This window comes from Clostridium sp. 1001275B_160808_H3 (genome assembly GCF_015550425.1).
In the GTDB taxonomy this organism is placed as follows: Bacteria; Bacillota; Clostridia; order Clostridiales; family Clostridiaceae; genus Clostridium.
In genome coordinates, this window is record NZ_JADNAT010000002.1 from 42,635 (window position 1) to 67,616 (window position 24,982).

The following is a 24,982-nucleotide window of genomic DNA, read 5'->3' on the forward strand; positions in this document are numbered from 1 at the left end:
TCAAATTTATAGAGTGTTATCAAAGCGATAAAAAGGTATTTCTTCAGTAGGTAGTCTTAAGGTGGAATCAATTATTGAATCAGTTACGTTAATTTTTGCAACCATATCTTTTAAAAGCTCTATGATATTTTCCATTATTAATTATTATATGAAAGTATCCCTGCATTCTAAATTTCTATTAGCAAAAACAATTTAAATTTATACATAATTAAATATAAATAAGTAAGTTATCTGGATAATAAAACAATATTTGGTATAAATATGATATAATTAATTTTGAGTGATAGATTTTAAAAGAATACTATTTGGAATTATATTAATCATGAAATTTAGAAATAAAGGAGATGGGAAAAACGAAATTTATAGAGCAATATTTTAAGGGTGAATCAATAGTTTTAGAAGAATCAAATTTAAAAAGCTTCTGGTATGAATCTATGAAAAATATTACAATTGGCTTCATGTTTACTTTAATTACTTTTGATTTTTTTTATTTACAATATATTTTACCGTGTATAGGAGCAGTACTTTTATATATTGGATTTCACAACTTGCGAAAGGAAAATAAATCTCTTAACTTAGCTTGGATCTTTTCCATAATAAATATGATATTTCGAGTGTTAAATTTGATATATTTAAATACACCATTAAATGTTAACGTTAAAGGTATTGGTATATTAGCATTTGTATCTACAGTTTTTCAATTAAGTTTTCTTGTTATTTTTAGATTAGGTTTAAAGAAAATTTTTCAGGAATCAGGAGTTATCTTAAAAAAAGATATTATTTTAAGGATAATTATTTGGAGAATTGTAATTATTATTTGTGCATTAACAGAATTAGGACAAATTTGGGTTATATCTATTCCAATAATTATTTATTACTTTTATATATTTAAATCCTTATATAAATTAAGTTACGACATTGAAGCTATTATTTACATAGATTCGAGGAAGATTGAAATACTTAATAAGAAAAAGCTTACTTATACATATATGCTATTTTCTACTTTTGTAGTTGGAGTTTGTTGTGTATTTTCTAATCATATTAGTCTAGATTCAAGTGAGGTTATTTCTGTTAAGGAATTTGGATTTAGAAATACGCTGATTGATAAAGGAGTCCCAATAGAAATTGTTAAGGATATAGAAGACGAGGATATTAGTAAACTTAAAAATTTAATAAATATTGAAACTTTTAGTGAAGATTTAAAATTTAATTCTATTTTAAATGATTTTGGAATTGATGTTCAAGTAACAACTATATTTTTTGAACTTTATGGTAATGAAATGTATGCAATTGAATATTTTAACTGGGGGGAAGAAGGACCTTATTGGCAAGATGGTTTTGATATAAGTAACACAAGACCTTTAAAAGTTATAAATGGAAGATTATTATATGAAAAAGATGGGGTTAATTATTCAGCTGAAATACCTAGGTTAAATGGTGGAATGGTTACAAGTAGGGATATATTTGGAGATGAAAGGCAAGAAGAAAAAATTACAGGTGCTATAAATTATCCTTATAAATCTAAAAAACAAAGAGGGTATATTTTCTATAAAATAGATATTACTCAAGAATCTTTAGCTGGAACAAATATAGTAAATTATATGCATTATAATCATACTTTTAGAATTCCTTATACTGAACCAGAAAAGAAAATTATAATGTTTAGTAATAAGTTAAGACAACATGGGACGAATTTTAGCACTAATCTAAGTAAGGAACTGTTTAGTAATTAAAAAATTTTTATTAATTATTGTTATTATGTATGCATAGTTTATTTAATTTAAAATACATAAGAAATTTGCAAATTTAAGGGCTAACGAATTATATTGTTTAGTATATTAGAGATGTATATCATCCTTTACTGACTTACTTTTGGGTTGACAATAAAGGTAATATATATCTATAGAATATTTTGATATTCAAAGGATTTGACAATGAAAAAATTTGAATGTATAATATCAATTACTAAAACGAAAGTAATTGTAGGAGTTGAATATTATGAAAGTTAGACTTATAACTGATTCAGCATGTGATTTGCCTTTAGATTATATTAAACAAAACAATATAGAAGTAGTACCACTTATGGTTAATATAAATGGAGAATTTATACCTGATGATCTAGGACAAACTTTAAAGCACCAAGATTTTTATAAAATGATAAAAGAAGGTGCAATGCCATCTACGACTCAAGTAAATGTTGGAACTTTTTTAGAAGTATTTAAGAAGTATGTAGAGCAAGGAGAGTCGATAATTTATATAGGATTATCTTCGGCACTAAGTGGAACTTATAATAGTGCGTATACTGCTAAAGAAATGATTTTAGAAGAATATCCAGAGGCGAATATAAAAGTTATTGATTCATTAAGTGTATCTCTTGGGGAAGGTTCTTTAGTTTATAAAGCAAATGAAATGATAAAAAATAATATAGATATTAATAAAATTGTAGAGTATATAGAATCTATTAAAAAGAAAGTTATTCATGCAATTACTGTAGATGATTTAAATCACTTAAAAAGAGGTGGACGAATTTCAGGTACAGTAGCAGCAGTAGGAGGATTACTTGGAATAAAACCAACTTTAAAAATAGATGATGATGGAAAAGTTATACCAGGAGATAAAATAAAGGGAAGAAAGAAAGCTTTAAAATCTTTAGTTCAGCAATTAAAAGAAAAAGCAATAAACCCGGAAGATCAAGTAGTATTTATATGTCATGCAGATTGTTTAGAAGATGCTGAAGATGTAAAAAGAATGATACTTGATGAAGTTAAGGTTAAAGATATTATCATTAATTCTATAGGTGCAGTAATAGGGACTCATGGTGGACCAGGAACTCTAGGAGTAGTATTTATAGGAAATAAAAGATAAAAGATTAATCGATTTATTTTTAATCCCATAAAAACAATTAATTTAAAATAAAGAGTTGCCTTTTGGCAGCTCTTTTATTTTGGGTTTAAGTTATAAAAAGTTTTTCTTTAAATAGCTTTTTATAATTTTTATTCTATACACGTGAACAATTTAATTATATAAACATACATTGAAATAAAATATTAGTAATAAAAATATAGAAACAAAAAATAATGGGGTAAAATGTTAAAAATAAAATGGTAGAAATAAATAATACGTATTGACAAATAAAACCAAGAGGGTATAATTTAATTAAACATATCGGAATAGTAGGAAAAGCTAAGATGAAGAAAGTAGTATATTAATAATGCTTACAGAGAGAAGGAATTGCTGAGATCCTTTAGCAAAGTAATATATGAATTGCACTTCGGAGTTTAAAATGTGAAATATAAGTAGTATTTTAACGGATCGCCGTTTATAGCGAATTTTTAAGGTGGAACTATGTTCAATTAGAGTGGAACCGCGGAGTATGACTTCGTCTCTTATAAAGTTGTAAGGGAGGAAGTTTTTTATTTATATAAATTACATTAAGAATATTATATTTAAATTTAATATAAATTTTGATAGGGTTAAGGTTTTAATATGTTTAAGTTGCTTTATCGTTTAGAAAGTGCATATTGAGTTATAAGATTTAGGGGGATTTTATGGAGTTAGATTTCAATTTTATTATCAGTAGTTTACCACATTTTTTTCAGGCAACAATCGTTACTATAAAATTAGCAATCATATCGATTATATTGTCCATTCTAATTGGATTAATAATAGAAGTGGCTAGATATTTTAATATAAAATTGCTAAATATAATATCAAAAGGATATATAGAGTTTTCAAGAAATACACCATTATTAATACAAGTATTTTTTCTTTATTATGGATTAACTAAGATAGGAGTAACCTTAAGTGGATTTACTTGTGGAGTAATAGGTTTATCATTTTTAGGTGGAGCTTATATGGCAGAATCCTTTAGAGGTGGAATAGATGCAGTTGCCAAAGCACAAATAGAAAGTGGACAAGCTTTAGGCTTAAGGAAAACACAGATTTTAACATATATAGTGATGCCAATGAGCGTTTCTATATCAATTCCATCCATAGTAGCTAATTGTATCTTCTTAGTAAAAGAAACATCTATTATAGGGTCAATAGCTGTTGCAGAGCTTATGTTTGTTACTAAGGATGTTATAGGAATGTACTATAAAACAAATGAAGCATTAATATTAGTTGTGATATTTTATCTTATAATATTACTTCCTATTTCAATAATCAGTAGGATATTAGAGAGGAGGTTAAGATATGGAGAATTTGGCAGGTAATATAATTTTTAATATAGATAACATGAAAAGACTCATGGAGGGGTTATTGGTAACATTAAATGTAGCTATTGTATCTGTTGTTTTATCAACTATATTAGGAGTTATATTTGGAATAATTATGACAAGTAAAAGAAAGTTTGTAAAGGTAATATCAACTATATATTTAGAGAGTATAAGAATAATTCCATTAATGGTGTGGTTATTTATTTTTTACTTTGGAGTACCTACATTTTTAAATGTTCATTTAGAATCTGCAATAGTTGGATATATTGTTTTTACTTTATGGGGAACAGCAGAAATTGGAGATCTAGTAAGAGGGGCAATTACTTCTATTCCTAAAATATATTATGAATCATCAAAGGCATTATCTTTGAATAAGATACAAACTTATAAGTACATTATTATTCCAATTAGTATTAGAAGAGTTCTGCCAGGTATTATTAATTTAAGCACTAGAATGATTAAAACTACAACATTAATGACTTTAATAGGTGCAGTTGATTTAGTAAAAGTTGGACAGCAAATTATAGAAAGAACAGTCTTAACAGAGCCACTAGCATCTTTTTGGATTTATGGACTATTGCTTATAATATACTTTTTAATTTGTTTCCCAATATCATTGGGAGCAAAGGCATTAGAGAAAAAACTAAACTAGGGGGGATTTTATGAGTGAAGAAATATTGCTTAATGTAAAAAATATAAAGAAAAAATATGGAGAAATAGAAGCATTAAAAGGGATAGACTTAGAAGTTAAAAAAGGCGAAGTAGTAGTAATTTTGGGACCTTCAGGTTGTGGTAAAAGTACATTTTTAAGATGCTTAAATGGCTTAGAAGATATATCTGGAGGAGAAATCATCTTAAACAATTATGGGATTTTAGGTAAAGAGGTAGAATTTGAGAAGGTAAGAGGAACAATAGGAATGGTGTTTCAAAGCTATGAATTATTTCCTCATATGAATGTTATAAATAATATTTTGCTTGGGCCGACTAAGGCTCAAAATAGAAGTAAAGAAGAGGTTGAAAAACAAGCTGATGAACTTTTAAAAAGAGTAGGATTATTTAATAGAAAATATGCATATCCAAGAGAACTTTCAGGAGGTCAAAAACAGAGAATTGCAATAGTTAGAGCTTTGTGCATGAATCCGGAGATAATGCTTTTTGATGAAGTTACAGCAGCATTAGATCCAGAAATGGTTAGAGAAGTTTTAATGGTATTATTAGAACTTGCACAAAATGGAATGACTATGGTTGTAGTTACTCATGAATTAGAATTTGCAAAACATGTGGCAGATAAAATTGTGTTTATGGAGGAAGGGAAAATAGTAGAAGAATCTTCTCCAAAAGAATTTTTTGAAAATCCAAAAACTGAAAGAGCAAAAAGCTTTTTATCATCATTTGATTTATATAAATAAAAAAGGAAGGGGCAGGTAAAAATGAAAAAACTTTTATCATTAATTTTAACATTAGTAATAGCATTGGGGGCATTAGTTGGATGTGGAAGTAAATCAGAAGAGAGTAAGTCATCAATAGATGCAATTAAAAAGGTAGGAAAAATAAGAATTGGAGTATTTAGTGATAAGCCACCATTTGGCTTTGTGGATGAAAAAGGAGCAAACCAAGGTTATGATGTTTATTTAGCAAAAAGATTGGCTAAGGATTTATTAGGAGATGAAAGTAAAGTTGAATTTGTATTAGTTGAAGCAGCAAACAGAGTAGAATACTTACAATCAAATAAAGTTGATATAATCTTAGCTAACTTTACAGTTACAGCAGAAAGAAAAGAAAAAGTAGATTTTGCAACTCCATATATGAAAGTTTCATTAGGAGTAGTTTCACCAGATGGGGCACCAATAAAATCAGTAGATGACCTAAAGGGAAAGAAACTATTAGTTAATAAGGGAACTACAGCTGAAAGCTATTTTACAAAAAACTATCCTGATATTGAACTAGTTAAATTTGAACAAAATACTGAAACATTTGCTGCATTAAAGGATGGAAGAGGTGCTGCATTAGCACACGACAATACTTTATTATTTGCTTGGGCAAGAGAAAATGAAGGTTATGATACTTATATTTCAAGTTTAGGCGAAGAGGATGCAATAGCACCAGCTGTTAAAAAAGGAGACACAGAGTTATTAGAATGGCTTAATAAAGAAATAGATGAGCTTACTAAAGAAGGATTTTTTAAGGAAGCTTATGATACAACTCTAGCACCAATATACGGAGATACTGTAAAACCAGAAACAGTAATATTTAATTAAATATGAATATAACGGCAAAGATAAATTGATATGTTCCATTTATCCTTGCCAATTTATATTTGTTATTTAATTAATGTGGAGAAGTAAAATAGTGAAAGAAACTTTTTCTTTATAAATAAAAGCAGAAACTTGTGATAATATCTACGTATAAGTAATAATATATAATAATAATATTTTTATGGGAGAGTTATATGGCTAGGACTTATTCTTATTCAGCAGATTTTGATGCTGAAACTGAAGAGCTTTTTAAGGAAGCCGTTTTTCTTGGTGAAGGTCATAATGGTATTGTTTATGAGTTACCCGGTAATAAAGCAGTAAAGATATTTCAAGAAGCAAAATGTTGTAAGGAAGAAGGGGAGATACTTAAAAAAGTAAGTAGGTCTAAATATTTTCCAAGGGTATATAATTTAGGTAAGTTTTATATAGTAAGAGATAAGGTTGAAGGACATAGGTTAGACCATTACATCAAGAAGAAAGGCTTTAATTATGAAATTTCAGAAAATCTATATTATTTAATAGAAGAATTTAAAAGACTTAAATTCACTAAATTAGATGCTAGATGTAGAGATATTTACATAACAAGTGATAATAAGGTTATGGTTATAGATCCAAAGCAATGTTATAAAAGAAAGGTACATTATCCAAGGCATCTAATGAAGGGACTTGATAAAATTGGAGTGTTGGAAAGTTTTTTAGAGGATATTAGATTAATTGATAAAAAAGTTGCAAGAGAGTGGGAAAAGAAATATAAGCAATACTTACAAAATGGTGAATTAGAGTAAAAAAGAGTCTAGACAGGCTCTTTTTTGCTCTTGATGGGGGATATATTTTTTGATTACAAGGAGTATTATTCAATAAGTTGGTTATGTTATAATATTTATATAAAATATATAAATTATTACTTTTAGGTGGAAGTTTATATGAGGAAATTTTTTAGGTTGGCTAGATACTTTATTTTTATGAGTATTTTTTTTGCTTTAGTTTTCGGTGTGAAGGATATATTAAAAGAGCAAGAGAATTATGATGAGGAACTAAAGAATAAAATAGTATTAATTTCACATGTATATTCAAACCCATATTGGCAGGATATAAAAAAGGGTGCAGAAAAAGCTGCAGAAGATAAAAATATTATAGTTGAATTTCAAGGACCTGATTATGCTAGTGTAGAAGAGGGGATAAGGCTTATTAATATGGCATATGCATCTAATGTTAGCGGAATAATAACATATGTTCAAGATGGAAATAGTTATAATTCAATTATTAATAAAATAATAGATAATAATATACCTATTGTTACTATAGATTCTGATGCTGAAAAAAGTAAACGTTTATCCTATGTTGGAACAGATAATGTTAATGCAGGCAAAGTTGGAGCAAAAGAGATGATTAGACAAGTAGGAACAGAGGGGAATATTGGAATAATATTAGGTGGTATGGAAGTTAAAAATCAAGTTGAAAGAGTTACAGGATTTACAGAATATATTAAAGAAAATTCTAACTTAGATATCACAAATATTGAGTCTTCAGATTCATATTTATTACAAGCAGAATTAGCAGCCAAAAAAATATTAACTGATAATCAAGACATTAAAGCTATATTTTGTACTTCGGCACAGGATGGAATAGGTGCGGCTAAAGTTGTTAAGAGCATGGGATTGGTGGGAATTGTTAAAATAATATGCTTTGATGCATTGCCTGAAACATTAGAATTAATAAGAGATGGAACAATAAGTGCTACAGTTGCACAGAATCCTTATATTATGGGAGAAGAAGCTGTTAATACTATAGTGAATATATTAGAAGGTAATAAAGTTAAAGAACTTCAATTAATTGATGTTGAAGTAATTAATGATAGAAATATAAATGATTATGATTAATCAGGGAGAAATCAATAAAATGAAAAGTCTAAGGAGTAAAATAATAGTATTTGTAATAATTATAATCATACCTTTGGTAACTAGTAATGTAATATCATTAATTATTAGTAAGAAAATAAATAAGAATTATAGCATTATGTTGTATAAATTAAATACAGCTAATGATATAAAAAATCTTTTAAATGAATCATTTAATTATTTTAATGAGCACTTTCAAACAAGTGATAAGGAATCTAAAAAGATATATGAAAATAATATATCTAAGGCTATAAGTAAAATTGAATCATTGAAAGCTAGCTCTGATATAGAAAGTAGATATATATTAAGAGATTTGCTTAATACAATTAAGAGTTACAAAACAGAAGGAGATAAAACTATAGAGTTATTTGATAATCAAGGAGCTATTGACGCATATTATAATAACTATATGTCGACTAGAGATACATTATCTTATTGTAATTCATTTATTGCAAAACTAAATGAAAGTTATATAAAAACAAATAATATTATATATAATGACAGTAAGAAAAAAGAAGCAGAATTATATAGGCTTTTAAGTTTGTTTATAACAATAACCATATTTATAAGCGCAGTTTACACAATACTTTTTATAAAAGACATATTAAATAAACTTCAGATATTAGTTGATTCAGCTAAGAACGTATCAAATGGTAATTTTAATAGAATTAAAGCTGAAGATACAGAGATATATGAAATTGATATTTTATATAAAGCTTTTGATAAAATGATAATAGATTTAAAAGGGTATATAAAGTCACTTAAAGAAAATGCTAAGCTAGAAGCGAAGCTAAGGGATGATGAAGTAAAAATATTAAAATATGAAAATGCATTAAAATTATCACAATTGAAGGTATTACAATCACAAATAAATCCACATTTTCTATTTAATACTTTAAATTGTATAAATCAAATAGCTATAAGTGAAGGTGCATATAAAACAGAGGAGCTAATAACAGCTGTATCGGGGATACTTAGATATAGTTTAAGTATGATGGAGAGAAATGCAACTTTAGAAGATGAAATAAACGTGGTCAAGCAGTATATATTTATTCAGAAAGTAAGGTATGATGATAGATTAGTTTTCAATTTAGATATAAATTGTTACATAGGAGATATATTAGTCCCAGGGATGACTTTACAGCCTTTTGTAGAAAATGCATTTATTCATGGAATAGAACCTAAGGAAGAGGGGGGATATATTAGTATTAAAATATATAATGAACCAGAGCAATATAAGGTTATTATTGAGGATAATGGATGTGGAATAGATAAAGAATCATTAAATGAAATACGTTTTGGAGATAGGGAAAGACAACATACAGGTCATACAACAGGGCTAGGCATCAAAAGTGTAGTTAGTAGATTAGAAATATTATACGGTAGAAATGATATGTTTTATATAAGCAGCAAAGAAGGAGAAGGCACAAAAGTATTTTTGAATATTCCAATTGAGGGGTTGAAATAATCATGTTAAAAATTCTTATCGCTGATGACGAAAAGTATGAAAGAGACTCTATAGTAAATCTTATAGAAGAAAATTTTAAAGAGAAACTCACTATAGCACAAGCAAAAAATGGAAGAGAGGCAATTGAAATTGCAGAACAAATTAGACCAGAAATAGTAATAATGGATATTAAAATGCCAGGGATAAATGGTATTAAAGCAATTGAAGAAATAAAAAAGACAGCAGTTAATACTTATTTTATTATGTTAACAGCATATGATTACTTTGATTTTGCAGTGGAAGCTGTTAAATTAAATGTAAAGGAATATTTATTGAAGCCTTTTATCAGAATGGAGTTAATAAAAAAAATTAATGATGCAATAGAAACTGTAGAAAAAGAAAAAGCTAAAAGAAAAAATGATATAGAGAACGAAGAAAAAATTAATAATTTGATTGGAGTACTTGAAAATGAATTAAGTTACAATATTATAAATAATACACTAGATGGGATTGATTGTAATATGTATATAAGTTATCTGAACTTGAATTTAGATAGTGCTTTTTCGATTATTATAAAAATATTAGCAAGTAACTATGATAATATCTTAAAGAGAAAAATATGGGAATATGTAACCGAATTTTTAAAGCTAAAGTATAAAGTAATAGGAACATACAGGTTTACGGAAGATTTAGTTTATTTTATTCAAACTGAAAGATATTTTAATGCATATGAAGAAACAATAGCAAATATAAAAATAGCTAATGATATAAAAAGAGAAGTAGATAGACATTTTAATGTTTCAATAAAAATAGGAATTGGAAATTGTTATAGCGGAATTAATTATATGAGTAAATCTTATGAAGAAGCTAATAGAGCTGTTAATTCTAATATTGGAAATGATATAATCCATATTAATAATATTATTAACTATGATAAAGATAAAAGTAATGATAATGATAAAGTTAAGCTTTTTAGAAAGGTTGAGGAATATATTATAAGCAATATAAAAGAAGAGTTAAGTCTTGAAAGCATTGCTAAAAATTTTAATTTGAGTTCTTGCTATTTTAGTAGAAATTTTAAGGAGTTTATAGGATGTAATTTATCTGACTATATAAATTCATTGAGGATAAAAAAGGCAAAGGAATTATTAAATAACAATGAAATGAGTATTAAGGAAATAGGGTATGAGGTAGGATATAGTGATCCTAATTATTTTAGTAAAGTATTTAAAAAATATGAAGGATATTCACCAACAGAATATAAATTTAAATAATAAAAATACTATAGGATTATTCTTATAGTATTTTTTTGTTTTTTTATAGTAAAAATTTGCATAATTTATAGCAAGTTTATCAAGTGAAAAGGCAAGTAATTACATTGAGTTAAACGTATACAAAGGCTAAGATGGTTATGTGATAAATTAAAAATAAATTATAGGGGGAGTCAAAAAATGAAGATTAAAAAAATCATTGCATTAGGCTTAACTGCAGCTTTAATGTCCTTTGCTATAGGTTGTACATCAAAATCACAAAGTAGTGATAATACTAATGAAGGTAATAAAAAAGAATCCTTAATAGGTGTTGCAATGCCTACACAATCTCTTCAAAGATGGAATCAAGATGGATCTAATATGAAATCAGAACTTGAAGGAAAAGGGTATAAGGTCGATTTACAATATGCAAATAACGATGTAAATACTCAAGTTCAACAAATAGAAAATATGATAACAAAGGGATGCAATATTTTAGTAATAGCATCTATTGATGGTTCTGCATTAACTGATGTATTAAGTAAAGCAGCTGATAATGATATAAAGGTAATAGCATATGACAGATTAATTATGCAATCTGAAAATGTAGATTATTATGCTACTTTTGATAATTTTAAAGTAGGGGTTACTCAGGGCGAATATATAGAGGAAAAATTAGATTTAAAAAATTCAAATGGACCTTTTAATATTGAATTATTTGCTGGTGCTCCAGATGATAACAATGCAACTTTTTTCTTTAATGGAGCAATGAGTATATTAAAACCTTATATAGATAGCGGTAAATTAGTAGTTCCAAGTGGACAAAAGGAATTTACAGAAGTAGCAACTCAAAGCTGGGACTCAGCAAAGGCACAAGCAAGAATGGATAATATAATTACTGCTAATTATGCTAGTGGTAAAAAGTTAGATGCAATTTTATCATCAAATGATAGCGTTGCTATAGGCGTTGTTGCGTCTCTTCAAAATGCTGGTTATGGTTCAGCAGATAAGCCTTATCCAATATTGACTGGACAAGACTGTGATAAACCAAATGTAATAGCAATGATAAATAAGCAACAATCTATGTCTGTATTTAAAGATACAAGAACACTTGCTAAAAAAGTTGTTGAAATGGTAAATGCTTTAGTTGATGGAAAAGAAGCAGAAGTAAATGATACAAAAACATATGATAACGGTGCAAAAGTAGTTCCATCATTCCTTTGTGACCCTGTAAGTGTTACTGTAGACAATTATAAAGCAACTTTAATTGATAGTGGATATTATCAAGAGTCCGATTTAAAGTAAAAAATAAATTCATATCCTGAAATAAATTTATTAGCTATAGCTGAATGTAATTTATATTTCAGCTATAGCAATATATTAATGGAAAATGGAGATAGAGGGGAGGAGAGTAGATGAAAAAAGTCATTTTAGAAATGAAGAATATAACAAAAACTTTTCCAGGTGTTAAAGCTTTAGATAATGTAAATCTTAAAGTAACAGAAGGAGAAATACATGCACTAATTGGAGAAAATGGCGCTGGAAAGTCAACTCTTATGAATGTACTTAGTGGAATATACAATTATGGAACATATAGTGGAGATATAATTTTTAATGAGGAATTATGTAAGTTTAATAATATAAAAGATAGTGAAAAAAAAGGGATAGTTATAATCCATCAAGAATTAGCATTGATACCCGAGTTGTCTATATCAGAGAATATATTTCTTGGTAATGAAAGAGCAAATGGGCTAATGATAAATTGGAGACAAACAGATATAGAGGCATTAAAAATGTTAGCAAGAGTTAAATTAGAAGAAAATGTTCATACAAAAATTAAAAATATTGGTGTTGGTAAGCAGCAACTAGTAGAAGTGGCAAAAGCTTTAGCAAAAGATGTTAAACTATTAATTCTTGATGAGCCTACAGCTGCATTAAATGATAAGGATTCAGAAAGTCTACTTCAACTTTTATTAGAATTAAAGAAAGATGGAATTACATGTATTTTAATTTCTCATAAGCTAAATGAACTTTTAAGAGTAGCAGATAATATAACAATTCTTAGAGATGGATCAACTATACAATCAATGAAGAATGATGGAAGTATTGACGAGAATGACATTATTAAATGTATGGTTGGAAGAGAACTTACTAATAGATATCCTAGTCACGAATCTAATATAGGAGAAGTTATTTTTGAAGTTAAGAATTGGAATGTTTATGATCCTATTATAGATGGTAGAAGGATTATTAAGGATGTGAATCTAGACATAAAAAAAGGAGAAATAGTTGGGCTATCAGGATTAATGGGAGCTGGAAGAACTGAGTTTGCTATGAGTATTTTTGGAAAGGCTTATGGCAGAAATATAAGCGGAACTATAATCAAAAATGGAAAAGAAATTAAGTTAAATAATATTAGAGATGCTATAGATTCAGGGCTAGCTTATGTAACAGAAGATCGTAAGACAGCAGGACTTAATTTAATTGATAGTATAAAAAATAATATATCAATAGCAAAAATTAAAAAGCTTAGTAAAATGCAATTTATAAATGATAATGAAGAAATAGGAGTAACAGAAAATTTTAGAGAAAAACTTAATATTAAATCTCCTTCAATAATACAAAAGGCTGGAAATTTGTCTGGTGGTAATCAGCAAAAAGTTGTTTTAAGTAAATGGATATTTACTGATCCAGATATATTAATATTAGATGAACCAACAAGAGGAATAGATGTAGGAGCAAAGTATGAAATATATAAAATAATAAATGACTTAGCGGACTCCGGAAAATCTATCTTAGTAATTTCATCAGAGCTTCCTGAAATATTAGGTATATGCGATAGAGTATATATAATGAATTCTGGAAGAATTGTTGGAGAATTGCCAGTTAGTGAAGCATCTCAAGAAATTATAATGAAATGCATAATGGATAGTAATAAGGAGGTAGTTTAAATGCAATTAGATAAAAATGTAGAATTAAAAGTCAAGCAAACTTTAGGGGAATCATTAAAGACAATATTTAAAGACAATGTAAGACAATATACAATGCTTATAGCATTAGTTGTAATTATAGTTTTATTTCAAATTTTAACAAAAGGAATACTTTTAGTACCTATGAATGTAACTAATTTGATTCTTCAAAACAGTTATGTTTTTATTTTATCGATTGGTATGACATTATGTATAGTATCTAGTGGGAATATAGACCTTTCGGTTGGGTCTATAGTTGCCTTTATTGGTGCACTTGCTGGTATACTTATTATTAACAATAAAATGGCGTTATTCCCAGCAATATTAATTTGTTTAGCTGTAGGATTATTAATAGGAATATGGCAAGGATTTTGGATAGCATATATTAGAATACCAGCATTTATTGTAACACTTTCAGGAATGTTGTTATTTCGAGGATTGACTGTAAAGATGCTTCAAGGATTAACATTAAGTCCATTTCCAAAGTCATTCCAAGCTATAAGTGGAGGATTTTTTCCAGATATATTTAAAAACAGTAATATAAATATTACAACTATTATTGTAGGTATATTAGTTTCTATTATATATGTATATATAGAATTTAAAAACAGAGCTGAAAGAGAAAAATATAATTTTGATGTTCTTCCATTACCATTATGCATAGCTAAGATTATATTAATAGTATCAGCAACTATGTTAGTAACTTATTGGCTTGCTGTATATAAAGGAATTCCAATAATGTTTGCAATTATAGGCATTTTAGTATTTCTTTATACTATAATTACTTCTAAAACGATACCAGGAAGATATCTTTATGCTATGGGTGGAAATGAAAAATCAGCGAAACTTTCAGGAATAAATACTAATAAAGTTTTATTCTTAGTATATGTTAATATGGCTGTACTTTCTGCAATAGCTGCTATAAGTTTCACATCAAGATTGAATGCTGCCTCACCTCAATCTGGACTAAACTTCGAATTAGATGCAATAGCTGCATGTTATATTGGAGGTGCATCAGCTTATGGTGGTATAGGTACAGTTATTGGAGCTATAGTTGGCGCATTAGTTATGGGTGTTTTAAATAATGGTATGTCAATTTTAGGTGTAGGTAGTGATATGCAAATGGCTATAAAGGGTTTAGTACTTTTATTAGCAGTAGCATTTGATGTATTTAGCAAGAGGAAAGCAAAAATTTAAGATCTATAATTATAAAATTATCCAAACCATATAAATAAAAAGCTTAGATATTCTGAGCTTTTTTTAATTTGTAACACTTATCATAAATATTATAATAAAAAAATTCCTTTTAAATGATTACAGCCACAAATAAATATTGAAAATTATGGTCAAAGTGGTATAATGATATTGAAAATGTGATAATGATTATTATTTGCTAAAAAATGTTATTTCTTTCAGAAAAATCTAGATGTATATCTTTTTATGAATAAATTATTACTCATAAGAAATAATATAAAGGTATGGATATAGGCGAAAGAAATTATACATTTCAAATATAAGGAGGAAAAAGTAATGAAAAATTATTGTGAAATAGTAGACGTTGTAGCAAGACAAATTCTTGACTCAAGATGTTTCCCTACAGTAGAAGTTGAAGTATACTTAGAAGATGGTACTGTAGGAAGAGCAGCAGTTCCATCAGGAGCATCAACTGGTATGTATGAAGCAGTTGAATTAAGAGATGGAGATAAAGATAACTACCTAGGAAAAGGTGTTTTAAAGGCTGTTCAAAACGTAAATGATACAATTGCAGAAGAATTAATTGGATGCAACGTATATGATCAACCATATATAGATAAAATGCTTATCGAATTAGATGGAACTCCAAACAAAGCAAAATTAGGTGCTAACGCTATATTAGGTGTTTCACTTGCTGTTGCTAATGCAGCTGCAAAATCATTAGATTTACCATTATACCAATATGTAGGTGGAGTAAATGCAAAAGTTTTACCAGTACCTATGATGAACATAATTAATGGTGGATCACATGCTGATAACTCAGTTGATTTACAAGAATTCATGGTTATGCCAGTTGGAGCTAAAACATTTAGCGATGCATTAAAGATGTGTGCTGAAGTTTATCATACATTAAAGAAAACTTTACATGATAAAGGATATTCAACAGCTATCGGTGATGAAGGTGGATTTGCTCCAAACCTTAAGTCAAACGAAGAAGCTATTGAAGTTATTATAGAAGCTATAACTAAAGCTGGTTACAAAGCTGGAGAAGATATGTTCATCGCTATCGATGCTGCTTCATCAGAATACTACAAAGATGGAAAGTATGTATTAGAACATGAAGGAAAAACTTTAACTGCAGCTGAAATGGTTGACTTCTTAGAAAACTGGGTTAACAAATACCCAATTATCTCAATCGAAGATGGTATGGCTGAAGAAGACTGGGAAGGTTGGAAGCTAATAACTGAAAGATTAGGTAAGAAAGTTCAATTAGTTGGTGATGACTTATTCGTTACTAACACTGAAAGATTAGAAAGAGGAATCGACATGGGAGTTGGTAACTCAATCCTAATCAAGTTAAACCAAATCGGTACTTTAACAGAAACTTTAAATGCTATCGAAATGGCTAACAGAGCTGGTTATACAGCAGTTATTTCTCACAGATCTGGTGAAACAGAAGATACTACAATTGCTGATTTAGTTGTAGCTGTTAACGCTGGTCAAATCAAGACTGGTGCTCCTGCAAGATCTGAAAGAGTTGCTAAGTACAACCAATTAATAAGAATTGAAGAAGAATTAGACGATGTAGCTGAATACAGAGGAAGAAAAGCATTCTTCAACATCAAGAAATAATTAAATTTTAATAAATAAGGATAAGATTTTATAATCTTATCCTTATTTTTATAAGGGATTGTAAGGGATAATTTTGTAACTATTGACTTGTAATGTAGCATTTAATATGATAATATAAAGTTATGTAAATATGACCGTTTTGAGTAATCATGGGAGGTATAAGAATGAAAGATGTTTTATTAGTATTAGAAGTGATCTTAGGGTTAGCAATCATAATATCAGTATTATTACAACCAAGTAAAACAGATGCATTAAGTGGACTTATTCAAGGAAGTAAAAATGAAACTTTCTTTTCAAAGAATAAAGCTAGAACAAAGGAAGCTATGCTATTAAAAGTAACAATTGTAACAATGACTTTATTTGCTGTGAATACAGTAGTATTAAACTTAATATAATGTTATAACAAGAGCTGCTTTTTATAATAGGTAGCTCTTTTATACTATTTTATCTTAAAATAAAGGGAGTGTTTTTATGGGTATATTTAATGGATTAATGGGAAATGCCTCAGAAGTTAATTTAGAAGCTTTAAAAAAAGAATATGGAAAAATATTAGCATCATCAGAAACTATAGAGAAAGCTTATAAACTAGTAAGAGATACGTTTATTTTCACAAATAAAAGACTTATTTTAGTTGATAAGCAAGGTGTTACTGGAAAGAAAACAGAATATCATTCAATCCCATATAAATCAATAACTCATTTTAGCATTGAGACTGCTGGACATTTTGACTTAGATGCAGAATTAAAAATATGGATTTCTGGAACAGCCCTTCCAATAGAAAAGCAGTTCAACAGCAGCTTAAATATTTATGAGTTACAAACTGTATTAGCTGAATATTGCTTAAGATAAATGGGATAAGTGAAAGAATGAAAAATGAAAAAAGTTTAGGAAATAATTCGCTTGCGTTAAATTATGGAAAGTCAGCTGTTTGTAGAATAAATTTACAAATGAGTAGAATGTTAATTCATAATAGATAATTTAAGCAAAATGAATTATATGGAAAAGTGAAGGAATAATTAATAGTTGGTAATTGGTGTGGACAATTGACAATGGGGTTGTTGATTGTCTGTTTTTTTGATTAAATATAAATTGGTAAATAAAACCCTAATAGGAAAATGGGTGAAATTAATAAAAGTGTTTCGGAAGTGTGTAATATCAAGGGAAGATGGATAAACTAGAGAAGGATGAAGAAGTTAAGGGTAAAATAATTAATAATGAAAGAATTAGCAAATAATTCATCTAGGGTGAATTATAAAATGGATCTGACTGTAGATTAATTTACAAATAGCCAAGAATTAATGATATATTATTTTATTTTACAAATGATATAGATTTTAAATTATACATATAATAAATGTATAACTTACTTATAAAATCAGATTAGAAATAGATTTTTAAATAAATTGAATTATATGGAGGAAACGTATATATGGGAATTAAACAGACGTTATTAAGTTTTATGAGAGAGGAAGCATACAGACCAATGGATATTCAAGAGTTGGTTGCTGTATTTGATATAAATCCTGATGAATATAAATCTTTTAAGAAAGTTCTAAAATCAATGGAAAGGGAAGGCCTAATTGTTAGGACAAAGAAAGATAAGTTTGGTGTGCCTGAAAGACTTGGTTTAATAACTGGTAAGTTACAAGTGCATCAAAAAGGATTTGGATTCTTACTTCCAGATACTGAGGGAGAAAAAGATGTTTTCATACCAAGTTCATCTATGAGTGGTGCTATGAATGGAGATAAGGTGTTAGTTCAAATAACAAGAGAAGATTTAAATGGTAAAAAGAGAGAAGGAGAAGTAAGAGAAGTTTTAGAAAGATCTAATACTAAAATTATAGGGGTATATGAAGATAGTAGAAACTTCGGATTTGTTGTTCCAGAAGATACAAGATTAAATCAAGATATCTTTATATCTAAAAAAGATAGAAATGGAGCACAAGATGGAGATGTAGTAATTTGTGAAATAGTTAAATGGGCAGATAAAAGAAGAAGTCCTGAAGGTATAGTAAAAGAAGTTTTAGGTAAAAAGGGAGATAAGGGGTTAGATATTCTTACAATAATTAAGAAGTATGGATTACCAGAAGAGTTCCCAGAAAAGGTTCTAAATTATGCAGAAAACATTGAAGAAGAAATAGATTCTAAGGAATATGCAAGAAGAAAAGATCTTAGAAATTTAAGAATGGTAACAATAGATGGAGAAGATGCTAAGGACTTAGATGATGCTGTTTCAATAGAAAGACTTGATAATGGTAAATTTAGATTAGGAGTTCACATTGCAGACGTATCTCATTATGTAAGAGAAAAGAATCCTTTAGACAAAGAAGCTTTAAAAAGAGGTACTTCAGTATATTTAATAGATAGAGTAATTCCAATGTTACCTAAGAAGTTATCAAATGGTATTTGTTCATTAAATCCTAAAGTAGATAGATTAGCTTTAAGCTGCTTTATGGTTATTGATAAGAGTGGAAAAGTAATTCAACATGAAATAGAAGAAACAATTATAAAAACTAGTGAAAGAATGACATATACAGATGTAACAAAGATTTTAGAAAATAATGATGAAGAACTTATTAAAAGATATGATTACTTAGTGGATGATTTTAAGGCTATGGAAGAGTTATGCAACATTCTTCGTGAAAAGAGAATGAAAAGAGGCGCTATTGACTTTAACTTTGAAGAATCAAAAATTATATTAAATGACTTAGGTAAACCAGTAGATATTAAGCCTTATGACAGAGCTATTGCAAATAGAATAATAGAAGAATTCATGCTTGTATGTAATGAAACAATAGCTGAGCATATGTTCTGGACTAATTTACCATTTGTATATAGAATTCACGAAGAGCCAGATGAAGAAAAGTTAGAAAAGTTTAAAGAGTTTGTATATAACTTAGGTTATATTGTAAGATGGGGTCAAGAAGCTCATCCAAGAGCTCTTCAAGATATATTAGAAAAAGTAAAAGGTAAAAAGGAAGAAACAGTAGTAAGTACTCTTTTATTACGTTCAATGATGCAAGCTAAATACTCACCAGAATGTGTAGGACACTTTGGTCTTGCAGCTAAGTATTATTGCCACTTTACATCACCAATAAGAAGATATCCAGATTTACAAATCCATAGGATTATAAAAGAACAATTAAATGGAAAGATAGATGAAAAGAGAGCAGGAAGATTAACTAATATAGTTGAAATAGCATCAAAACAATCATCAGAAATGGAAAGATTAGCTCAAGAAGCAGAAAGAGAAGTTGATGATTTAAAGAAAGCAGAATATATGCAAGAAAGAATTGGAGAAGAATTTACAGCTATTATATCTTCAGTTACATCCTTTGGTTTATTTGCAGAATTACCAAATACAATAGAGGGATTAATTCATATAACAGCTTTAGATGATGATTACTATATTTATGATGAAGCCCATTTATGCTTAATCGGTGAAAGAACTAAAAAGGTTTATAGACTAGGTGATGAAATCAAAGTTAAATGTACTAGAGTTGATATAGACAACAGAGAAGTCTATTTTGATTTAATTGAAGAAGAACAACCTAAGGAAGAAATAGTACCTAGTGAAAAGCTTAGTGAAAAAATTCAAGAAGCAAAAGATGAAATAAAAAATGAACTAGTTAATGAAGATGATAATGAAGATAGTGAAGAACTGTAATAAATTGCCAAGCGATTTATAATTGACAAGTGATAATGGAGAATTAAGGATGTTTTGAACAGCAAAACTTAAATTGGTGTGCAGCACCTTTATTTTAAAAATATTTAGGGTTTTTTTCCTTAATTGTCAATTGAGCATTATCAATTATCCATTAAAAAAATGTTCACATTTTTTTACTATTTTGTTATACTAAAAGAAAAATAAAATGAGTGGTGAGAATATGGTAAGGAAGAAAAATAGTAATACATTAGCTGAAAATAGAAAAGCTAGGCACGATTATTTTGTAGAAGAAACCATAGAGGCTGGAATAGCTTTAGTTGGAACTGAAGTTAAATCAATAAGAGCAGGAAAATGTAATTTAAAAGAATCTTACGCAGATGTAGAAAATGGTGAAATTACTATAAAAGGTATGCACATAAGTCCTTATGAACAAGGAAATATATTTAATGTTGATCCATTAAGGGAAAGAAAGCTTTTACTTCATAAGGAGCAAATATCAAGATTTGCAGGACTTGTAGCACAACAAGGATTTACTTTAATACCATTATCATTATATTTAAAAGATGGTAAGGTAAAGGTTGCACTTGGATTGTGTAGAGGTAAAAAGAATTATGATAAGAGAGATTCTATGTTAGAAAAAGCTCATAAGAGAGATATAGAAAGACAATTAAAGAACTCTACAAGATACTAAAAAATCAAATTTTAATGACTATAATTGTAATTTTTTATAAAAATACAATTATAGTCATATTATTTTGTAGAAAATTTATCAATCTAATAGTAAACTTATATTATACGGTATAAAGATTAAAGTAAAACAATGGTTAAGAGGTATAGAGTTATGTATAATAAAAGTTTATTAATCGAAAACTCGCATAAAAGAAGTGAAGATTACGGAGTTGAAAAAAGTAGCAATCATTCAAGAACCATGTTAAATGGAGAAGCGCTTAAAAAAGTACTAGAGATAAATAAAGAATTAATAGAAATATCAAAACCCTATATAGATATGGTAGTTGAGTCTGTAGAAGATAATGACTTTATCATAATTTTAACAGACAATAATGGATGCATACTTTATATAAGGGGAGCTGATTCAATAAAGGATGAACTTGAAAAGTTAAATTTAAAAGTTGGAGCCTATATGGATGAGAAAAATATAGGTACTAATGCAATGGGGACAGCTATAACAGAAAATAGATGTATTCAAATAACTGCAAATGAGCATTATGCCACTATATTTCAAAGCCTGACTTGCTCTGCAGCACCTATTCATAATAGTAAAGGGGAAATAATAGGAACTTTAAATTTAACAGGTAAAAGTAATATGAAACACCCTCACACCTTAGGATTAGTTATTTTTGGAGTTACAGCAATAGAAAACGAACTTTACAGAATAAAAACTAATTATATCTTAAATCAAACCTATAATTATATGAAAACTGTTATAGAAAATGTTGATAAAGGAATAATGATTATTGACATACATGGAAAAATAATAAACATAAATGAATTAGGATTAAATATTTTAGATAAAAGAAATCAAAACCTAATTAATGAAGACATAAATCATATTATCCCCAATTTTAAAAACATAGTAAGCAGAATATCAAAGAATAGTGAAACTATAACAAAAGAAATAAAGCTAAGTCATGCAAGCAAATATAAGACTGAAATTATTCTTAAAGGAATCAAATGTAATGAAAAAATAATAGGGATTGTAGCAACATTAACAAAGATAAAAGAAAAAAATAAAGAAAGTAATTTTACAGGGGCATTTTTTACTTTCAATGATATTATAGGAGAAAGTGATGCTATAAAAAATGTTATAACAAATTGTAAGATTATAGCTAATAGTCCTTCAACGGTATTAATTAATGGAGAAAGTGGGACAGGCAAGGAAATACTAGCGCAATCTATTCATAATTATAGTATAAGAAAAAATAATAAATTTATAGCTATAAATTGTGGAGCCATACCTGCTAATATAATTGAAAGTGAACTTTTTGGATATGAAGATGGAACTTTCACTGGAGGAAAAAAAGGCGGAAAGATAGGAAAAATTGAAATTGCTAATGGTGGAACATTATTTTTAGATGAAATAGGTGAAATGCCATTGGATATGCAAGTGAAACTACTTAGAGTTCTTCAAGAAGGGAGAGTTGCTAGACTTGGAGGAAGCATGGAAATTCCTGTAGATATTAGAGTGATAGCTGCAACAAATAAAGATTTAAAGAAAGAAGTTAAAAAAGGAACTTTTAGAGAAGATTTATATTATAGATTATGTGTAATTCCAATAAAATTACCACCTCTTAGAGAAAGAAAAGGGGATATAAGAAAGCTTATTGAATATTTCCTTAGCATGAAATCAATAGAATTAGAAAAAGAAATTCCTGAAATAACTAAGGAATTATTTAATAGGTTACTTGGATATAATTGGCCAGGGAATATAAGACAATTAGAAAACTGTATAGAAAATATAGTTAATTTAAATGGTGAGTTATCAGATGATATATTAGAAGAATCAGAAGAAAAAAGAAATGAAATATTAGATATAGATAGCAAAGATATTGTTTTTGACGGAGAAAAGGAAAAATGCTTTAATTTAGAGGAAATTGAAAAAGTAACTATAAGAAATGCTATAGAGCATAATAAATATAATATGACTAAAACAGCGAAAGTATTGGGAATAAGCAGAAATACACTTTACCTTAAAGTTAAAAAATACAATATTAATATTAACTAATAAATTGCTAATGTAAAGGCTAAGATAACTAGATATGTTCCATAATCATATTCTATTTATCTTAGCCAACTTATATTTTGCTACTTCAAATAATTAAATGAAGAATTAATACATATAATTATGTTTATTCTCAATTTATTTTAAAACGTAAGATAATAAGACGGTGTCCTAAAGTAGAGCAGTAAAAAATATTTAAACTGATTTATTTTAGGACATATTTATTTTAAAGCGTGCATAGTATTTACAGGAAGGTGAATGATTTAACAATATTGTTAAATTATAAACACTTGGCATGATTTTTGCTTATTATATTTATGTAAATAAGTAAGAAATAAATTATATAACTTTTAGGAGGTTTATTATGGCACGTTTTACATTACCAAGAGATTTATATCATGGGGAAGGATCTTTAGAGGTATTAAAGACATTAGAAGGAAAGAAGGCATTTGTTGTAGTTGGTGGAGGCTCAATGAAGCGCTTTGGATTCTTAGATAAAGTTGAAACATATTTAAAGGAAGCTGGAATGGAAGTTGAACTTTTTGAGGGAGTTGAACCAGATCCATCAGTAGAAACTGTTATGAGTGGAGCAGAAGCAATGAGAAGATTTGAACCAGATTGGATCGTTGCAATGGGCGGAGGATCACCAATAGATGCTGCAAAAGCAATGTGGATTTTCTATGAATATCCAGACTTTACATTTGAGCAAGCAGTTGTTCCATTTGGATTACCAGAGCTTAGACAAAAAGCTAAATTTGTAGCAATCCCATCAACAAGTGGCACAGCTACAGAAGTAACAGCATTTTCCGTTATAACAGATTACAAGGCAAAAATTAAATATCCTCTAGCAGACTTTAATATAACTCCGGATATTGCCATAGTAGATCCTGATCTTGCACAAACTATGCCATCTAAACTTGTAGCACATACTGGAATGGATGCATTAACTCATGCTATCGAAGCTTATACTGCATCATTAAGATCAAACTTCTCAGACCCATTAGCAATGAAGGCTATTGAAATGGTTAGAGAGAACTTAGTTGCTTCATATAATGGAAATAAAGAAGCTAGAAACTTAATGCATGAAGCTCAATGTTTAGCAGGAATGGCGTTTTCTAATGCACTACTTGGAATAGTTCACTCAATGGCTCATAAGACAGGAGCAGTATTCCATATTCCTCATGGATGTGCAAATGCAATCTTCTTACCATATGTAATTCAATATAACAGAGTTAATTGTGAAGATAGATATGCAGATATAGCTAAAGCATTAAAATTAGAAGGCAAAAATAATGCAGAATTAACAGATGCATTAATAGAAATGATCAATGATTTAAACACACAATTAAATATTCCACATACACTTAGGGAATATGGAGTAACAGAAGAAGACTTTAAAGATAATCTAGAATTTATTTCTCACAATGCAGTTTTAGATGCTTGTACTGGATCTAATCCAAGAGAAATTGATGATGCAACAATGGCTAAATTATTTGAATGCACTTATTATGGAACTAAGGTTAATTTCTAAAAGACTTTAAGTCTTCTAAAATAATAGATTGATTTTAAGGTTATCTTAAACAGAAATTATTTTCTTTTTGAGGTAACCTTAATTTGAAAAAGTAGATAAATAATTAGATAAAAATAAGTTGATAAATAAAAATAGAGTAATAATAAAAATAAGGAAATCTAAAAAGCAATATTTAGTAGTAA

At 28.1% G+C, this 24,982-nt stretch carries 20 protein-coding genes and 1 other annotated feature; all 20 genes read left to right on the plus strand.

The features are described from left to right. Positions 1-344: 344 nt before the first annotated feature. Positions 345-1,733 (plus strand): hypothetical protein, encoded by a 1,389-nt coding sequence (locus I2A75_RS02160; RefSeq protein WP_195262831.1) that lies wholly within the window; start codon positions 345-347, stop codon positions 1,731-1,733. A gap of 265 nt (positions 1,734-1,998) precedes the next feature. Continuing rightward, positions 1,999-2,865, plus strand: coding sequence for a DegV family protein (locus I2A75_RS02165; protein WP_195262832.1), 867 nt, complete (start codon positions 1,999-2,001; stop codon positions 2,863-2,865). A gap of 311 nt (positions 2,866-3,176) precedes the next feature. Further along, positions 3,177-3,390: a binding site (T-box leader), on the plus strand. A gap of 158 nt (positions 3,391-3,548) precedes the next feature. Continuing rightward, positions 3,549-4,214, plus strand: a complete 666-nt coding sequence (locus I2A75_RS02170; protein WP_195262833.1) for an amino acid ABC transporter permease — start codon at positions 3,549-3,551, stop codon at positions 4,212-4,214. Beyond that, on the plus strand, positions 4,195-4,869 hold the full coding sequence (locus I2A75_RS02175; RefSeq protein WP_195262834.1) for an amino acid ABC transporter permease: 675 nt from the start codon (positions 4,195-4,197) through the stop codon (positions 4,867-4,869). The genes I2A75_RS02170 and I2A75_RS02175 overlap by 20 nt, the downstream gene beginning before the upstream one ends. 10 nt (positions 4,870-4,879) lie before the next feature. Next, positions 4,880-5,626: an amino acid ABC transporter ATP-binding protein gene (locus I2A75_RS02180; protein ID WP_279325020.1), complete on the plus strand. Its 747-nt coding sequence runs from the start codon at positions 4,880-4,882 to the stop codon at positions 5,624-5,626. Positions 5,627-5,647: 21 nt separating this feature from the next. After that, positions 5,648-6,475 carry a cysteine ABC transporter substrate-binding protein gene (locus I2A75_RS02185; RefSeq protein WP_195262835.1) on the plus strand — a complete coding sequence of 276 codons (828 nt, stop codon included), beginning with the start codon at positions 5,648-5,650 and terminating at the stop codon, positions 6,473-6,475. Positions 6,476-6,666: 191 nt separating this feature from the next. Further along, positions 6,667-7,257, plus strand: coding sequence for a protein kinase (locus I2A75_RS02190; RefSeq protein WP_195262836.1), 591 nt, complete (start codon positions 6,667-6,669; stop codon positions 7,255-7,257). A 138-nt stretch (positions 7,258-7,395) separates the two neighbouring features. Beyond that, positions 7,396-8,352 (plus strand): substrate-binding domain-containing protein, encoded by a 957-nt coding sequence (locus I2A75_RS02195; protein WP_195262837.1) that lies wholly within the window; start codon positions 7,396-7,398, stop codon positions 8,350-8,352. Between the two features lie 19 nt (positions 8,353-8,371). After that, the gene (locus tag I2A75_RS02200) at positions 8,372-9,838 is read left to right on the plus strand and encodes a histidine kinase (protein WP_195262838.1); all 1,467 of its coding nucleotides are present in this window, start codon (positions 8,372-8,374) and stop codon (positions 9,836-9,838) included. A 2-nt stretch (positions 9,839-9,840) separates the two neighbouring features. Beyond that, complete coding sequence (locus tag I2A75_RS02205; protein ID WP_195262839.1) at positions 9,841-11,091, plus strand: response regulator; 1,251 nt, start codon at positions 9,841-9,843, stop codon at positions 11,089-11,091. A gap of 177 nt (positions 11,092-11,268) precedes the next feature. Next, a complete protein-coding gene (gene chvE, locus I2A75_RS02210) occupies positions 11,269-12,372 on the plus strand; it encodes a multiple monosaccharide ABC transporter substrate-binding protein (protein ID WP_195262840.1) in 1,104 nt (367 codons plus the stop codon). 110 nt (positions 12,373-12,482) lie between these two features. Further along, the gene (mmsA, locus tag I2A75_RS02215; RefSeq protein WP_195262841.1) at positions 12,483-14,018 is read left to right on the plus strand and encodes a multiple monosaccharide ABC transporter ATP-binding protein; all 1,536 of its coding nucleotides are present in this window, start codon (positions 12,483-12,485) and stop codon (positions 14,016-14,018) included. After that, a complete protein-coding gene (gene mmsB, locus I2A75_RS02220; RefSeq protein ID WP_195262842.1) occupies positions 14,019-15,233 on the plus strand; it encodes a multiple monosaccharide ABC transporter permease in 1,215 nt (404 codons plus the stop codon). A 333-nt stretch (positions 15,234-15,566) separates the two neighbouring features. Next, positions 15,567-16,862: a phosphopyruvate hydratase gene (eno, locus tag I2A75_RS02225; protein ID WP_195262843.1), complete on the plus strand. Its 1,296-nt coding sequence runs from the start codon at positions 15,567-15,569 to the stop codon at positions 16,860-16,862. A 164-nt stretch (positions 16,863-17,026) separates the two neighbouring features. Further along, entirely contained in the window at positions 17,027-17,257 is a 231-nt protein-coding gene (gene secG, locus I2A75_RS02230) for a preprotein translocase subunit SecG (RefSeq protein WP_195262844.1), read from the plus strand. 76 nt (positions 17,258-17,333) lie between these two features. Next, positions 17,334-17,711 carry a PH domain-containing protein gene (locus I2A75_RS02235; RefSeq protein WP_195262845.1) on the plus strand — a complete coding sequence of 126 codons (378 nt, stop codon included), beginning with the start codon at positions 17,334-17,336 and terminating at the stop codon, positions 17,709-17,711. 580 nt (positions 17,712-18,291) lie between these two features. Further along, positions 18,292-20,529, plus strand: coding sequence for a ribonuclease R (gene rnr / locus I2A75_RS02240; protein WP_195262846.1), 2,238 nt, complete (start codon positions 18,292-18,294; stop codon positions 20,527-20,529). Positions 20,530-20,749: 220 nt separating this feature from the next. Continuing rightward, positions 20,750-21,220, plus strand: coding sequence for an SsrA-binding protein SmpB (gene smpB, locus I2A75_RS02245; protein ID WP_195262847.1), 471 nt, complete (start codon positions 20,750-20,752; stop codon positions 21,218-21,220). 150 nt (positions 21,221-21,370) lie between these two features. Then, the gene (locus I2A75_RS02250) at positions 21,371-23,272 is read left to right on the plus strand and encodes a sigma 54-interacting transcriptional regulator (protein ID WP_195262848.1); all 1,902 of its coding nucleotides are present in this window, start codon (positions 21,371-21,373) and stop codon (positions 23,270-23,272) included. Between the two features lie 361 nt (positions 23,273-23,633). Beyond that, a complete protein-coding gene (locus I2A75_RS02255; protein ID WP_195262849.1) occupies positions 23,634-24,800 on the plus strand; it encodes an iron-containing alcohol dehydrogenase in 1,167 nt (388 codons plus the stop codon). Positions 24,801-24,982: the final 182 nt, after the last annotated feature.

Excerpts from the sequence above, each read along its gene's own strand:
- I2A75_RS02250 (WP_195262848.1), top strand. The coding sequence starts at position 21,371 with ATGTATAATAAAAGTTTATTAATCGAAAACTCGCATAAAAGAAGTGAA.
- eno (WP_195262843.1), top strand. The coding sequence starts at position 15,567 with ATGAAAAATTATTGTGAAATAGTAGACGTTGTAGCAAGACAAATTCTT.
- I2A75_RS02255 (WP_195262849.1), top strand. The coding sequence starts at position 23,634 with ATGGCACGTTTTACATTACCAAGAGATTTATATCATGGGGAAGGATCT.
- I2A75_RS02185 (WP_195262835.1), top strand. The coding sequence starts at position 5,648 with ATGAAAAAACTTTTATCATTAATTTTAACATTAGTAATAGCATTGGGG.
- mmsA (WP_195262841.1), top strand. The coding sequence starts at position 12,483 with ATGAAAAAAGTCATTTTAGAAATGAAGAATATAACAAAAACTTTTCCA.
- I2A75_RS02165 (WP_195262832.1), top strand. The coding sequence starts at position 1,999 with ATGAAAGTTAGACTTATAACTGATTCAGCATGTGATTTGCCTTTAGAT.
- I2A75_RS02200 (WP_195262838.1), top strand. The coding sequence starts at position 8,372 with ATGAAAAGTCTAAGGAGTAAAATAATAGTATTTGTAATAATTATAATC.
- I2A75_RS02170 (WP_195262833.1), top strand. The coding sequence starts at position 3,549 with ATGGAGTTAGATTTCAATTTTATTATCAGTAGTTTACCACATTTTTTT.
- rnr (WP_195262846.1), top strand. The coding sequence starts at position 18,292 with ATGGGAATTAAACAGACGTTATTAAGTTTTATGAGAGAGGAAGCATAC.
- I2A75_RS02235 (WP_195262845.1), top strand. The coding sequence starts at position 17,334 with ATGGGTATATTTAATGGATTAATGGGAAATGCCTCAGAAGTTAATTTA.
- I2A75_RS02195 (WP_195262837.1), top strand. The coding sequence starts at position 7,396 with ATGAGGAAATTTTTTAGGTTGGCTAGATACTTTATTTTTATGAGTATT.
- mmsB (WP_195262842.1), top strand. The coding sequence starts at position 14,019 with ATGCAATTAGATAAAAATGTAGAATTAAAAGTCAAGCAAACTTTAGGG.
- I2A75_RS02205 (WP_195262839.1), top strand. The coding sequence starts at position 9,841 with ATGTTAAAAATTCTTATCGCTGATGACGAAAAGTATGAAAGAGACTCT.
- I2A75_RS02175 (WP_195262834.1), top strand. The coding sequence starts at position 4,195 with ATGGAGAATTTGGCAGGTAATATAATTTTTAATATAGATAACATGAAA.
- I2A75_RS02190 (WP_195262836.1), top strand. The coding sequence starts at position 6,667 with ATGGCTAGGACTTATTCTTATTCAGCAGATTTTGATGCTGAAACTGAA.
- I2A75_RS02180 (WP_279325020.1), top strand. The coding sequence starts at position 4,880 with ATGAGTGAAGAAATATTGCTTAATGTAAAAAATATAAAGAAAAAATAT.
- I2A75_RS02160 (WP_195262831.1), top strand. The coding sequence starts at position 345 with ATGGGAAAAACGAAATTTATAGAGCAATATTTTAAGGGTGAATCAATA.
- smpB (WP_195262847.1), top strand. The coding sequence starts at position 20,750 with ATGGTAAGGAAGAAAAATAGTAATACATTAGCTGAAAATAGAAAAGCT.
- secG (WP_195262844.1), top strand. The coding sequence starts at position 17,027 with ATGAAAGATGTTTTATTAGTATTAGAAGTGATCTTAGGGTTAGCAATC.
- chvE (WP_195262840.1), top strand. The coding sequence starts at position 11,269 with ATGAAGATTAAAAAAATCATTGCATTAGGCTTAACTGCAGCTTTAATG.